The sequence below is a fragment of the Paraglaciecola sp. genome (assembly GCF_039943935.1).
Lineage (GTDB): Bacteria > Pseudomonadota > Gammaproteobacteria > Enterobacterales > Alteromonadaceae > Paraglaciecola.
On record NZ_JBDUZQ010000019.1, the window covers coordinates 42,685 to 56,093 of the forward strand.

At 41.6% G+C, this 13,409-nt stretch carries 14 protein-coding genes; 5 read left to right on the forward strand and 9 right to left on the reverse strand.

Going from position 1 to position 13,409, the window contains the following annotated elements; all coding sequences use genetic code 11:
- Positions 1 to 38: 38 nt before the first annotated feature.
- A complete protein-coding gene (locus tag ABJD71_RS10220) occupies positions 39 to 1,949 on the reverse strand; it encodes an ATP-binding cassette domain-containing protein (RefSeq protein ID WP_348168387.1) in 1,911 nt (636 codons plus the stop codon).
- Between the two features lie 146 nt (positions 1,950 to 2,095).
- Between ABJD71_RS10220 and ABJD71_RS10225 the strand changes: the two genes are divergently transcribed.
- Complete coding sequence (locus ABJD71_RS10225) at positions 2,096 to 2,302, forward strand: YheV family putative zinc ribbon protein (RefSeq protein ID WP_348110850.1); 207 nt, start codon at positions 2,096 to 2,098, stop codon at positions 2,300 to 2,302.
- Positions 2,303 to 2,428: 126 nt separating this feature from the next.
- On the forward strand, positions 2,429 to 3,727 hold the full coding sequence (locus ABJD71_RS10230; protein ID WP_348168503.1) for a ribonuclease J: 1,299 nt from the start codon (positions 2,429 to 2,431) through the stop codon (positions 3,725 to 3,727).
- A 79-nt stretch (positions 3,728 to 3,806) separates the two neighbouring features.
- Here the strand turns inward: ABJD71_RS10230 and ABJD71_RS10235 are convergent, their stop codons facing one another.
- The 5 genes from ABJD71_RS10235 to ABJD71_RS10255 form a co-directional block, all read right to left on the reverse strand.
- Positions 3,807 to 4,343 (reverse strand): GNAT family N-acetyltransferase, encoded by a 537-nt coding sequence (locus ABJD71_RS10235; RefSeq protein ID WP_348168390.1) that lies wholly within the window; start codon positions 4,341 to 4,343, stop codon positions 3,807 to 3,809.
- A 147-nt stretch (positions 4,344 to 4,490) separates the two neighbouring features.
- On the reverse strand, positions 4,491 to 5,129 hold the full coding sequence (locus tag ABJD71_RS10240; protein ID WP_348168393.1) for a LysE family translocator: 639 nt from the start codon (positions 5,127 to 5,129) through the stop codon (positions 4,491 to 4,493).
- A 108-nt stretch (positions 5,130 to 5,237) separates the two neighbouring features.
- A complete protein-coding gene (locus ABJD71_RS10245) occupies positions 5,238 to 5,543 on the reverse strand; it encodes an NIPSNAP family protein (protein ID WP_348168396.1) in 306 nt (101 codons plus the stop codon).
- 57 nt (positions 5,544 to 5,600) lie between these two features.
- On the reverse strand, positions 5,601 to 5,813 hold the full coding sequence (locus ABJD71_RS10250) for a SlyX family protein (protein WP_348168399.1): 213 nt from the start codon (positions 5,811 to 5,813) through the stop codon (positions 5,601 to 5,603).
- Positions 5,813 to 6,772, reverse strand: coding sequence for a hypothetical protein (locus ABJD71_RS10255; protein WP_348168506.1), 960 nt, complete (start codon positions 6,770 to 6,772; stop codon positions 5,813 to 5,815). Before ABJD71_RS10255 ends, ABJD71_RS10250 begins: the two co-directional genes overlap by 1 nt.
- 107 nt (positions 6,773 to 6,879) lie before the next feature.
- Here ABJD71_RS10255 and ABJD71_RS10260 point away from each other — a divergent pair, with 107 nt between their 5' ends.
- The 3 genes from ABJD71_RS10260 (at position 6,880) to ABJD71_RS10270 (ending at position 11,073) form a co-directional block, all read left to right on the forward strand.
- Positions 6,880 to 7,626 (forward strand): FKBP-type peptidyl-prolyl cis-trans isomerase, encoded by a 747-nt coding sequence (locus tag ABJD71_RS10260; protein WP_348168402.1) that lies wholly within the window; start codon positions 6,880 to 6,882, stop codon positions 7,624 to 7,626.
- A gap of 501 nt (positions 7,627 to 8,127) precedes the next feature.
- Positions 8,128 to 8,628, forward strand: a complete 501-nt coding sequence (greB, locus tag ABJD71_RS10265) for a transcription elongation factor GreB (RefSeq protein WP_348168405.1) — start codon at positions 8,128 to 8,130, stop codon at positions 8,626 to 8,628.
- A gap of 132 nt (positions 8,629 to 8,760) precedes the next feature.
- Positions 8,761 to 11,073: a Tex family protein gene (locus ABJD71_RS10270; RefSeq protein WP_348168509.1), complete on the forward strand. Its 2,313-nt coding sequence runs from the start codon at positions 8,761 to 8,763 to the stop codon at positions 11,071 to 11,073.
- Positions 11,074 to 11,142: 69 nt separating this feature from the next.
- On the opposite strand, the gene ABJD71_RS10275 is transcribed toward ABJD71_RS10270, so the two are convergent.
- The 3 genes from ABJD71_RS10275 to bioH all read right to left on the reverse strand — a co-directional run bounded on the left by ABJD71_RS10275 (position 11,143) and on the right by bioH (position 13,354).
- A complete protein-coding gene (locus ABJD71_RS10275; protein ID WP_348168408.1) occupies positions 11,143 to 12,105 on the reverse strand; it encodes a putative metalloprotease CJM1_0395 family protein in 963 nt (320 codons plus the stop codon).
- Positions 12,106 to 12,123: 18 nt separating this feature from the next.
- Positions 12,124 to 12,447 (reverse strand): hypothetical protein, encoded by a 324-nt coding sequence (locus ABJD71_RS10280; RefSeq protein ID WP_348168411.1) that lies wholly within the window; start codon positions 12,445 to 12,447, stop codon positions 12,124 to 12,126.
- A gap of 133 nt (positions 12,448 to 12,580) precedes the next feature.
- The gene (bioH, locus tag ABJD71_RS10285) at positions 12,581 to 13,354 is read right to left on the reverse strand and encodes a pimeloyl-ACP methyl ester esterase BioH (RefSeq protein WP_348168414.1); all 774 of its coding nucleotides are present in this window, start codon (positions 13,352 to 13,354) and stop codon (positions 12,581 to 12,583) included.
- Between the last annotated feature and the right edge of the window lie 55 nt (positions 13,355 to 13,409).

Consider the following 13,409-nt stretch of genomic DNA (forward strand, 5'->3'; position numbering starts at 1 on the left):
GGTCTGTTTACCTTTTTTATGACTAATAGCTTGCCAAGTTATTCGGCCATGCTTGCATCGAAGTCTTGTTGCTTTTGCTCAAGCTGTTCTTGTAAGTCAAGCCATTCCATTTCGGCATCTTCTAGGGTTGATTTTTGCTTGGCTTGGTCAGCAAGAACTTGTTTAAGTTGCTCTTTGTTGTCTGCGTTATACAGTTCGGTATCGCTTAGCTGTTCTTCGAGTGTGGCGAGCTTTTTCTGGGCGTCTGCCATGGTTTTTTCATGTTTTTCTATGGTTTTGCGTATTGGTTTAGTGGCTTGTCTAAACTCTGCTTCTAGGCGCTTTATATTTTTACGATCGACTTTTGCGGCGGGCTTTTCATCGCTACTGTCTTTAGTTTTATCACCTTTTAAAATCCAGTCTTTGTAGTCGTCTAGGTCACCATTAAAGGGTTGCACTTGGCCGCTGTCTACTAGATAAAAGTCGTCACACACAGAGGTTAATAAAAACCTGTCGTGAGATACCAGTACCATGGCGCCTTCAAAGCCTTGTAATGCCATGTTTAAAGCGTGGCGCATTTCTAAATCTAAATGGTTGGTAGGTTCATCAAGCAGTAACAGGTTAGGTTTTTGGTACACGGTAATGGCTAATACTAACCTTGCTTTTTCACCCCCAGACATAGGCGCGACTTTACTTAATGCGTTGTCGCCCCTAAAGCCAAAGCCCCCTAGATAATCCCGTAAGCTTTGCTCTGTGGCTTTGTTGTCTAGCCTTTGCATATGGGCAAGGGCAGTATCGTCACCCCGTAAAAACTCTAATTGATGCTGTGCAAAATACCCAATTCGCAGCCCTGCGGAGGTTTCGTAAATACCTTCCATGGGTGACTTTTCGCCGGCGAGTAATTTGATAAGGGTAGATTTACCCGCTCCATTTTTACCTAGTAGCCCAATGCGGCTGCCGGGCACTAGATTTAGGTGAAGTTTTTCTAAAATGATGGTGCTGTCGTACCCTACTTTTACCTGTTCTATTTTCACCAAAGGGTTAGGTAATTTAGGAGGAGTAAAAAAAGCAAAGCTAAATTCAGATGCCGCCATCACTGGAGCAATAGCTTCCATTTTGGCTAATTGTTTTACGCGGCTTTGAGCCTGTTTGGCCTTACTGGCTTTGGCACCAAAGCGATTAATAAACGACTCTAAATGAGCAATTTGGTCTTGTTGCTTTGAATACTGCAAGCTTTGTAGGCGCAAGCGCTCAGCCTTTTGTTTTTCGTAAGCATCATAGTTACCCGTGTAACTAATGAGTTGTTGCTGCTCTACGCTGATAATCTCGTTAACTGTGCTATCTAAAAAAGACTTATCGTGAGATATCAACATTAAGGTGCCTGTATATCTTTGTAGCCATTTTTCTAACCATATAACCGCGTCTAAATCTAAGTGGTTAGTGGGCTCATCTAATAACAATAAGTCAGAATGACACAACAAGGCTTGGGCTAAGTTTAAGCGCATACGCCAGCCACCCGAAAACGCTGAGACTGGATTTTTCATGGCGGTGTTAGCAAAGCCTAGGCCTGCCATTATAGTGGCTGCCCGAGAGTCTATATCGTAGCCACCAGCTTGTTCGAGTAAACCATGTAAGATGGCAATTTTTTCGCCATCATGGCTTTGTTCTGCGTCAGCCAGTTGGGCTTGTAATCGCCTGTATTGTTTGTCTCCGTCTATTACATAATCGAGCGCTGAGCGTTCAACAGCTGGGGTTTCTTGGGCTACAGATACAATCTGCCAATCTTTGGGAATATTAAAATCACCTTGCTCGGTATGTAACTCACCTTTAATCAACGCAAATAAGGTAGATTTGCCGCAGCCATTGGCCCCAATAAGGCCTGCTTTGTGGCCCGGATACACCACAGCATTTGCGTCTTGTAGCAACACTTTGCTGCCACGCATTAAAGAAACATCAGAAAATTGAATCATGAAAACCTGTTTAAGATTGGTCCTTGTGCTTACTTTGCTCGTAAATATATGTGAGCTTTGTCAAAACAAGAGATAACACTACATTTTAATTGCGAGTATCATAGCAAGATGACAACACGAAAAAATCCCTAATATGGTTAAAATCAATGGTTAACAAAACAAAAAAACGCTTTGTGGCCGGAGCCACTTGCCCCAAGTGCCGAGCCTTAGACACTATCATGCTGTATTTTGAAAATAATGTAGAAAAACTAGAATGTGTACAATGTGGTTATTCAGAATCTCAAACTGAAAAAAGTGTTACCCAAGCCACGCGTACCAGCGAAAGTGTCATTGGTGTCTTTAAGCCAGAATAAACCATAAAGCGCCCGCTACGGTGGTGTCAATTTTAGTTTTCGGAGTTAAGTATTCAACCTCTCATTCCCAGCGCTAAAGACCTGTGGTTTCTGCCTTTAGGCGGCACAGGCGAAATAGGCATGAACATGAACCTATACGGCCATGCTGGGCAGTGGTTAATGTTAGATTGCGGTATTACCTTTAATAGCCCATTGTGCCCAGAGGCCCAGGCCCACTTACCGGGCCAACATAAGCATGATGTAGTAGCGGCTGACCCTGCATTCATTAGCCAGCGTAAAGAAGACCTCGCCGGAATAGTCATTACCCATGCTCACGAAGATCACCTAGGGGCATTACCTTATTTATGGCGACGTTTTAAATGCCCGGTATACACCACTAAATACACGGCTGAAATACTGCGCCGTAAGTTATCAAGAGGCGGCCTAGGCGACAACATACCTATTATAGAAATAGACAGCGGTCAGCGCATTGATATTGGCCCTTTTAACTTAGAGTGGATGCTGATTACCCATTCACTGCCCGAGCCCCATGCATTTGTAATAAGAACCGAGGCAGGCAATGTGTTTCACACTGCCGACTGGAAAATAGACTTAGCCCCAGTTACAGATAAACCCTTTAACGCCCATCCATTTAAGTCATTAGCTAAACAAAATATATTAGCCATGGTGTGTGACTCAACCAATGCTACTAAGGCAGGGCATTCGGTGTCTGAGCAAGCCTGCTACCAAGGCTTAAAACAAGCCATAGACAAGGCAACGGGTCGTGTGGTGGTGGGGTGTTTTAGTAGTAATATTGCACGGCTGATTATTTTAGCCAGAATAGCTAAAGAAACAGGGCGCTACTTTTCCCTTTTGGGTCGCTCATTACAAAACACTGTAGGCGCAGCTAAAGCAACGGGGCACTGGCCAGACGATTTACCTGTACTAGACGCGTTCAACACTGGGTACTTACTACCCGAAGAAGTGCTTGCAGTGGCAACCGGTAGCCAAGGTGAGCCACGAGCCGCATTAAACCAGTTGGCAAAAGACACATACCGAGACGTGTCGTTAGATGAAGGCGACTTAGTTGTATTTAGCTCTATTGTTATCCCAGGTAACGAAAAGCCCATCGAAACCCTACTGAAAGCGTTTAAAGCCCGAAAAATTCACACCTTAACTGCCGAAGACTCCCCTTTGCCAATTCATGCATCTGGGCACCCATGCCAAGAAGAGCTCAAGCAAATGTACAATTGGGTACGCCCCGACATAGCCGTTCCTACACATGGCGAAGCACAGCACTTAAAAGCCAATGCCGATATTGCTAGCCAAAGCCATGTACCTCGTTGCCTAACAGGTCTAAATGGCGATTTATTTAAACTCGCTCCCGAAGTCAAACTAGTCAAACAAGCCGTTAAAGCAGGCCGCATCGCCATACAGCAAAATTAAGCACGTTTTAACAACCTTCGCTTTTACTCACAGTGATTAACCGTGTTAAAAGAAGCCCCTTAACTCAATTCTAACAGGCTCAGTTGTTTACTTGATAGTAAACAACTTCGCACTCAAATAACGGGTCTTGGTGCAGGTAGCGTTTAACGTAAGTCATACCTATTTTTTTCATTACCCCAACCGAGCCAAAGTTGTCTTCATCGGCAATGGCAGAAAAGTGCGTAATATCCTTGTTTTTAGCTAAGGTATTTTTAATATGCAGTGCCGCTTCTGTGGCATAACCCTTACCCCAAGATGATTGCAAAAACCGCCAGCCTAGTTCTAAATTATCAAACTCTGGAGCATCAGAAAAAAACTGCATGGGCCGCACTAATATCCACCCGATAAACTCATTGGTTGCACTGATATTGATTTGCCATAAACCCCAGCCTTTTTGAACATTGGCATAGCTTTCCATTCGCGGGATAAACACCTCGTCTATGGTCTGCATCGAAGAAGGCTTACCGCCATTAATAAAGCGCATTACCTCTGGATCTTGGTCAAGCTGAAATAAAAGCTCAGCATCGGCTTTAGTCATCAATTTATAATGTAAACGCTCTGACGGGGTAATATTCATAAGGTAGTAACCAGCAAGACAATATAGAGATCATGCTACAACAAATAGGGTAGCAAACGCGTAATTAGTTAAAGGTTTTAGCCAATAGAAAAACAATACCAAAATTACAACCCTAAAAATAAAGTCAGCAGGCTAAAAGCTGTTTCGTTAGTTACTTTTCAGCAAGGCTAATTTTGCACCAAAGCCTATGAATACCACACCAGTGATTGAATTTAACCAAGTTTTAAATCGTGTACTGTTAGCAACATTTTTAACACGAGCCAGCGCCATGACCATAGTCGAAAACCATATGAAATTAACGATGGCATGGGCCGACACAAGCACGTACGCATTTAAGGCACTGTCACCATGAGAGATAAACTGAGGAAAGGCAGCTAAGTAAAACATAGACACTTTGGGGTTAAGGGTATTTGTGAGCAGCCCTTCAAGAAACGCATTGTGAATAGAACTACTTTTTGGAATGTCTTGGGGTTCCTCAACGGGCACTGTGTGTGTTTGGCTAAATGCACTTTTTATCGCTTTAATACCAATCCATACTAGATATGCCGCCCCGAGCATTTTAAAGATAAAAAAGGCGGTTCCCGACTGCACAAGTAAAATAGATATGCCGAATATAGAAAGCGTTCCATGAATATATAAAGCTCCTACAAATCCTGCTGCATTGGCAAACCCTGCTTTTTGCCCAAATAATGGGACGGTTTTAGCGATTAAAAAGCCATTAGGCCCCGGAGATATCACCAATAGTGACGCCACTGCAATAAAAGTGATGAGGTTATTTATATCCACTCTGACTCCTTAATTTTTAGATTGAAACGAAAAAACTCCGTTATTATGATTCATATAATATCGTTTTTAGTAAAGTTAACAGCCAGACTGGTACTTTGTTTTATAGTACTACTCAAAAACCGGCCTGAAAAAACTACGTTCATAGCTAATAATGCACCTAGTGTCTTTTGCATATTGAAATGCCGTCATGCAATCTGCATCTGCAAATGAATCGTTACGATATTGCTCGTAAGCAGCCAAACTAGGGAAGGTAAACAGAGCTAAAGCTATGTTGTTCGCCCCTTCTGAAGGTAAGAAATACCCATTATGAATGCCACCAAACTTATTCACTAATGGGATCCACATTTTCGCGTATTTTTCGAATTCAGTTAATTTTTCTGGATCAATTACATATCTGAGATAACAGGTTACCACTTTGACACTCCTCACTACTTCAACAAAAACTCTATTTACTGGCCAAAATTGGGGGGGTTAATAATGAGGAGGTGGCGCTTCTTCTTTTTCTGACGCCATATTGCTTGGCTCTATGGCACTGACTTTTGAGTCTAGGCGTTTGAAGGCAAACTGCAGGGAGTCTATTTGTTTTTGCTGCTCAATTAACGCTTGGTTTAAGCTTTCTATGGTGTCTTCTTGAAACGCCACTTTCATTTGTAATTGTTCTATATCTGCTTCTAATATACTCATTAATTTTCCGTATTCCACTTTTCTAATTTGCCATTACTGCTTTCGGAGATAATCTCAGTCGCATTGAGAAAACCAACGCTGTGCACCACTGCTGATGCAGGCTTGCTGCCTTCTCTGGGGGTAACGCGCCATTCATTTAATTCTTCCCCTGTTTTTACATCCCAACGATTAATTCTTCTGGATGGAGACCCTGTTAATAGGTATTTTCCATCTGCTGAAAAAATCACAGTGGTGAATATTCTTTGTCTCGCTAAGTATTTTAAGCTGCTGACCTCTTCTCCGGTTGATAAGTCCCAAATTCTGGCTGCTCGCTTGCTATCTGCCGTAAAAGCATAGCGACCTTCGTCATCAAGTGCGACTTCAGTTACACGGCTAGAATGCTCAAATTTATGAATAACTTGTGCGGTACGGGTATCCCATAAGTAAGCGACATAATCATTACCGCCAGTTAACGCATAAAAGCCATTAGGTGAAATATCTACACTGTTGATTTTTTCTTGATGACCTAAAAATTCTAGCCTGCGACCGGTTTTTGGCTCAAAAAACATAACCTTTCCATTACCCCGCCCCACTAAAACACCTCGGCCTTGATTAGACACCGCAATGTCTCGAATACTGGCTTCATCAATTCGCCAAAAACCTTCTGGCTCACCAATTTCCATATTCCATAAAGCAAAGGCTTCTCTATCTGAAGTCACTACATAAGAGTTATCATAAGCAATATGAATATTGGTCACTGAATTATTACCGTCGTCTTGATGACGCCACACATATTTTTGGCTATTGTTTGTTAAATCCCAAACGGTAATGCCGTTATCAATACTCGAAACCACAGCAAGGCTGCTATCAGGTGAAATGTTGGCAGCATGAGACCCGCCAGAAGCATGGCTAACTGAACTTACAGGAGTATCATTTGTCCCACTGCAACCCAGTATGAACAACATAATGACGACAAACATAACACTTGGGTTGGGAAGGAGTTTCTTCAATGGATTTCTCTTTTTTAGTGAGGCACATAGTATATGCTCATGACCTAAGCGAATCATTCACATTTGCGAGAATTATAATGAAAAAGTCTATTTTCACCCTGCTAACGCTATCTTTTGTCATCTTGAGTGCGTGTCAGCCACAGTCCAAACCACCCAGAGATCCGTTAGAAGTTGAAATGCTTCCCCTTGAGTCAGATCTGGAAAAACGCTCTTACGCACTAGGTGCCAGCATTGGTCATATTGTAGAGGATAAGATTAATAAACAAAAAGCAGTAGAAATTGAGCTAGACCATGTATTACTTGTGCAAGGTTTTATTGCTGGCATGCAGGGTAAATCTCAGTTACCTGATAAAGAAGTAAAATCACTAAACCAATTAATCGATGCTCAAGTGAGAGAGAAAAACAAAGCGATTAGGGCAAAACAAACAGCAGAGAACAAAACCGCGGGGCTAGCCTTTCTAACAGAGAATGCTGAACGTGCTGGGGTTATTCAAACAGAATCTGGACTGCAGTATGAGATACTTAGGCAAGGTGAAGGTCGCTCACCTCTCGTCTCTGATACTGTTAAAGTCCAATATAAAGGTACTTTACTTAACGGTACTGAATTCGACTCATCTTATGCGCGAAATAAACCCGCTAGTTTTCCTTTAAACCGTGTAATCAAAGGCTGGACTGAAGGGGTGCAGCTAATGAAAGAAGGGGCAAAATTTAAGTTTTATGTACCTTCAGAGTTGGCATATGGTGCTCGTAGTACTGGTAAAATACCGGGTAATTCAACCTTAATATTTGAAGTGGAATTATTAGAAATTACTCCAGCCGGTTAACCTAATGCGCACCTAATAAAAAAGCCGAACATGTTGCCATGTTCGGCTTACTACTATCACAATGATATATCAGCTAGTCTCCTTGCTGAACCTTATTCCTTCAGTACTATTGCCCTTAAATGGACATTTAATCCCGAGTAAACCGGGTGAATCAAAACAACTATTTGTCTGTTGTAAAACTAATCTTTTAGATATAACTGACTTTACCTCAAGTTGGAGTTGGCTACATGTGGCAGCTTAACCATTTACTTGCTCACCACCCCTATTTGTTACTCTAAAGATTAGTCGAGCAATCCATTAATACCAATTTTAATGACAACATTTCTTGTAATAAATTGTGCTAATAAAGTAGTACTTATGACAACTTAATATTACAAATTTTAAAATATTAACTAGGGATATTGTTAACAGTTTGAAGCTACTGCTCGATACCTCTTGAAGCCATGGCAAAACCGTTAGAGAATCACTAGCAATAATTCAATTAACGTAAACACCACTATATTGAAAACAAAATTAATTACGCCAGAAGGCTACAAGAAACTCCATGATGAGCATGAGTATTTGTGGACTAAACAGCGCCCAGAAATAACTAAGGTTGTAACATGGGCTGCCAGCCTAGGCGACCGTTCAGAAAATGCTGATTACCAATACAATAAGCGTTTATTACGGCAAATAGATAGACGAGTTCGCTTTCTTCGAAAATTACTTCCTGAATTGCAGGTGGTGCATCATTCACCTCAACAAGATGGCAAGGTGTTTTTTGGCGCTTGGGTAGAAATCGAAAACGACGTGGGCGAAACTATGTTTTTCCGTATAGTTGGGCCAGAAGAAATATATGGTGAAGAGAAAAATGCGATATCCATTGACTCCCCCATGGCTAGAGCATTACTTAAAAAATCGGTAGACGATATCTTTGAAGTTAACACTCCAGCCGGAACAAAAGAATGGTTTATCAATTCTATAGAATATAAAGATGCGTTTACCAATAAATCTAACAATTAGAGTAATAACACCTCCCAAGCCCAGCTAAGTTAGTAAAAATTGTCTTTTTATCGGTTTAATACTGGTAATTTGCCGATGCAAACCCTATATAAGTGCCTAGATAAAAATGAATGGCAACTAGGGTCATCAAATATGATATTGGAAAAAATCGCACAAGAGTTACAGGTGCAAGTACAACAAGTAAGCGCAGCAGTAACTTTGTTAGATGAAGGCTCTACCGTTCCCTTTATCGCACGCTATAGAAAAGAAGCCACCAACGGTTTAGACGACGCAGATTTAAGAAAGCTAGAACAACGCCTAACCTATTTGCGCGATTTAGAAGACAGAAGAAAGGTCATCATCAAATCGATTCAAGATCAAGAAAAGATGACACCTGCTTTAAAGGCGAGTTTACTCGCCGCTGACAACAAAACTGAGCTTGAAGATATTTATCTGCCATTCAAACCCAAGCGTCGCACTAAAGGACAAATTGCTATTGAAGCAGGGCTTGAACCCTTAGCCGACAAATTATTTAATGATCCACAGTTAGACCCAGAAATTGAAGCCAATCATTTTGTAAATAAAGATACTGTTGCTGACACAAAAGCAGCCCTAGATGGCGCTAAATATATTCTAATGGAGCGCTTTGCTGAAGACGCTCAACTATTACAAAAAGTTCGCCAATACCTTAATAAGCAGGCACATATTAAAAGCCAACTAGTCGCAGGCAAAGAAAAAGAAGGTAGCAAGTACAAAGATTACTTTTCTCACACTGAATTATTGAAAAAAGTGCCTTCTCATCGAGCACTAGCCATGTTCAGAGGTAGAAACGAAAGCATTCTACAAGTTAGCCTAGATGCCGATCCTGAAAAAGACGAAAACGATAGAAGCTCTTACGGCGAGCAAATCATAGCAGAGCACTTCAATATAAAATTTGCTAATAGAGCTGCCGATAAATGGCTTGGCTCAGTTGTCCAGTGGACTTGGCGGGTGAAAATTTTACTGCATATGGAAAATGAACTGTTTGGTGCAGTGCGAGAGCAAGCCGAGCAAGATGCAATCAACGTATTTGCTAAAAACTTAAACGACCTGTTAATGGCTGCACCCGCTGGGCCTAAGATCACTATGGGCTTAGATCCAGGTTTACGGACAGGGGTAAAAGTAGCCATTGTTGACTCAACTGGCAAGGTATTAGCGACTAGTACTATTTTCCCCCATGTTCCCCAAAACCAGTGGGATAAATCAATGCGCACTATCGCCACTTTGTGCAAACAGCATAAAGTGCAACTTATCAGTATAGGCAATGGCACTGGCTCAAGAGAAACCGATAAGTTAGTTGCTGAAATGATTAAAGCTCATCCAGATCTTGGTGTAAGTAAAATTGTAGTAAGCGAAGCTGGGGCCTCAGTTTATTCTGCTTCTGAGCTTGCATCAAACGAACTGCCAGATATGGATGTGTCTTTAAGAGGGGCAGTATCTATAGCTAGACGCTTACAAGATCCACTAGCAGAGCTTGTAAAAATAGAACCTAAAGCCATTGGTGTAGGGCAGTACCAACATGACGTAAGTCAAAGCAACTTAGGTAAATCTCTAAATACCGTGATTGAAGACTGCGTAAACGCCGTTGGAGTAGATATTAATACCGCTTCTAGTGCCTTACTTAGTCATGTATCTGGTTTAAACCGCACCTTAGCAAATAATATAGTGCAGTTTCGTGATAAAAACGGGGCCTTTACCGGCAGAAAAACCTTACTAAAAGTAGAGCGATTAGGCCCTAAAGCATATGAGCAGGCCGCTGGATTTTTAAGAATTATGGATGGCGACAACCCACTCGACGCCTCAGCTGTGCATCCAGAAGCATACCCTGTGGTAAATTCAATAATTGAGCATGCATCAATTGCAGTAAACGATATTGTGGGCAATTCAGATGTACTTAAAAAATTACAACCCGAAGCCTTTGTCACCGACAAGTTCGGTTTACCCACAGTTACCGATATTATTAAAGAGCTAGACAAACCAGGACGAGATCCTCGTCCTGAGTTTAAAACTGCCAACTTTAAAGATGATGTACATTCGCTTAAAGATTTAAAAGTGGGCATGATTTTAGAAGGCGTAGTAAGTAACGTGGCTAATTTTGGCGCGTTTGTAGATGTTGGCGTGCATCAAGATGGGCTGGTTCATATTAGCGCGATGACAGATAAGTTTATTTCTGACCCTCGTGAGATTGTGAAAGCAGGCGACATAGTTAAAGTCAAAGTGATGGAAGTAGACGCAGATCGTAAACGAGTGTCTTTCACTATGCGCATGGGCGACACTCCAAACCAAAATAACAAACCTAAACCCAATAAGCCTAAGCCAAATAATCACAGAGCAAGTGGTAATCATACCTCCTCTAAACCTGCCAAGCAGGGTAATCAAATGATGGGGAACGCATTTGCTGACGCTTTTGCAAAGGCCAAAAAATAAGGCGGATTAATTTACTCTTCCTAAACGTAAAAAAGCCCTTTTAAAGGGCTTTTTTATTATTCAAGAATATCAAGCCGAAAGCTGTAAGCCTTGCTCTTTTGGAGTAGTAGATTGTTGATAGAAGCTTTCAATCACAGATACTCTACGAGTCATTTCTAAACTTCTATTTTGTAACGCTTGATTATCTTGCTCGGCAATAAAATCAAACGTTTGCTGGCCACTTTCATTATCTGCAAGCAAAGTACTATTTTGTAGTGAGCGTGTTGCCGTGCCTGTATCGATACCATCAACAATATCTTCTAACTCAGGGCCTTGCGTATCAGCTACACTGTTTTCACTACCAACTACAGATGATGATTGCCTAAAGGCTACCTGTGCTTGCTCAGAACCTTCTGCGGCTATTTCGGTACGAGCTTCTAAGGCTATCTGTGCTGCTTCTGCCGCTACCCGTAAATCTGCAGGGCTAGGCTCTGCTGGCGCTAAAGCTGCTGCTTTTACTTGTTGTGCTTTACGAATAGTTTCTTCGGGTGTGGACTCTTTAGATACATCTATAGACACCTCACCACTTACCGCATATTGCTGACCGTCTGGGCCTATCTCATATTCATACTTTGGTGAACCTGCATACTGACCACCAACAGAAGCATGAGCCTGTTCGTGAGTGCGAACTTCAGCATCTCTTTCTTTTAGCTCTGCAACCTCTTGCTGTTCTGCTTGCTGTTTTTGTTTTTCTTCTGCGGTTTCTTTACCCGCGCTTTCATCTCGGGCGTTATCTTGATTAGCACTAGTTTGACTATCTAGCTGCTGACTAATTTGTATGCTAGGTTTTTCATAGGTAAGAGGTTGTGGTGCTTGGCCGGGTGTTTTAGCTTTATCTTTTTCAGAGCCCACGCCTGTTTCAGCGGCAGAGTTTTCAGCTGAAGTTAGAGCTGGAACTGTTTCTCTTTGGGCATTATCTCTACGAACAGATTCAGTATTAACTGTACCTGCACTAAAAATAGTAGGGGTAGGGACCGGCGGGATAATATTCATTGTAAGTTTATAGACTAACTAAGCGAATATATCTAGAAGAGTACCCACAGTGCCATTCGCAACGTCTAAAACGTTAGCCGAAGCCTGTGCGTTACTAGCACTGACAGACATACCAACTAGGTCTGAAGTAATACCTGAAGAGGTCTCTGGCAATAGCTGTTTGACACTACTTAATTGAGTAATGGTAGCGTTTGCTAAAAATTCTTGCGGTGTACTAGATGACGGCGTCTGAACCGAAAGACTGGCCAAATTATAAGCATTTTGCGTGATATTATCAGACGCAGTCTGAATACCTAATGTACCGCTTACAATAGCAGAATTAATATTGTTACTTACATTCACAGGTGCGTCCCCACAACTCAACCTTAATCGTGTAATTATTAATCATTTTGCACTTTAATTAAAGTATTTACTTAGCCTAAGTTTAAATGAAAGGGTTCCTGATTATATCAAGCAGTTATAGCTCGCCAAATATCTAACGATGTAAGACCGCTTTTAATTGCTTCGTAAAGCCATCTGTATCAGAAATAAAAGGAGCATGTGAAGCATGTGCGATTACTTCAATATTTACGCCTGGACAACACTCAGCTAGATGCTCAGATATTGCAGCCGGCACTAAACTATCTAAGCGCCCTAAAAACAAATGGCAGGGTATCGCTAGCGTACTAAGTTGCTGTCTTAAGTCGACGTTTTCAAGCATTTTCAAGCCTGCCAGCAATGCGGTTTCAGAGGGGTTCGGATATTGTTGAACATTTTGCTTAATTGTTTTTACATCAAACTTAGCATTTTCGCTGCCCATTGCTTGGATCATCAAAAAGCGTTCTAACATTTTCGAGAAATCTAAAGATAACTGACGTGCAAATAGCATCAGTACATCTTTATCAATACCAGGCCAACCTAGATCTTTCGCAAACTTTGGACTTGAACATATTAGAACCAACCGCTGGAGTTTATCAGGAAAATCATAAGCAACCTGCTGCGCAATTAACCCACCTAAAGACCAACCAATTAACACACAATCAGCAGGTAAATGAGCCGCGATAAGCTTAGACACAGAGCCTATATCATAAGGCTCTGGTAGCTCCTGGTGATTTTTTCCATATCCAGGAAGGTCGATAGTAGTAATACAGTATTCATTAGCAAGAATGTCTATCAAAGGCTGCCATACACCACTGTTTACACCCCAACCATGTAAAAATACTAAGTTAGGGCCTTGCCCAACCTTTGTCACATTTAAATTAATCGACATATTTCTTCTACACTTACTTAGAACTTAACTGAAGCCTCGGTTTAGAGCGGTTATC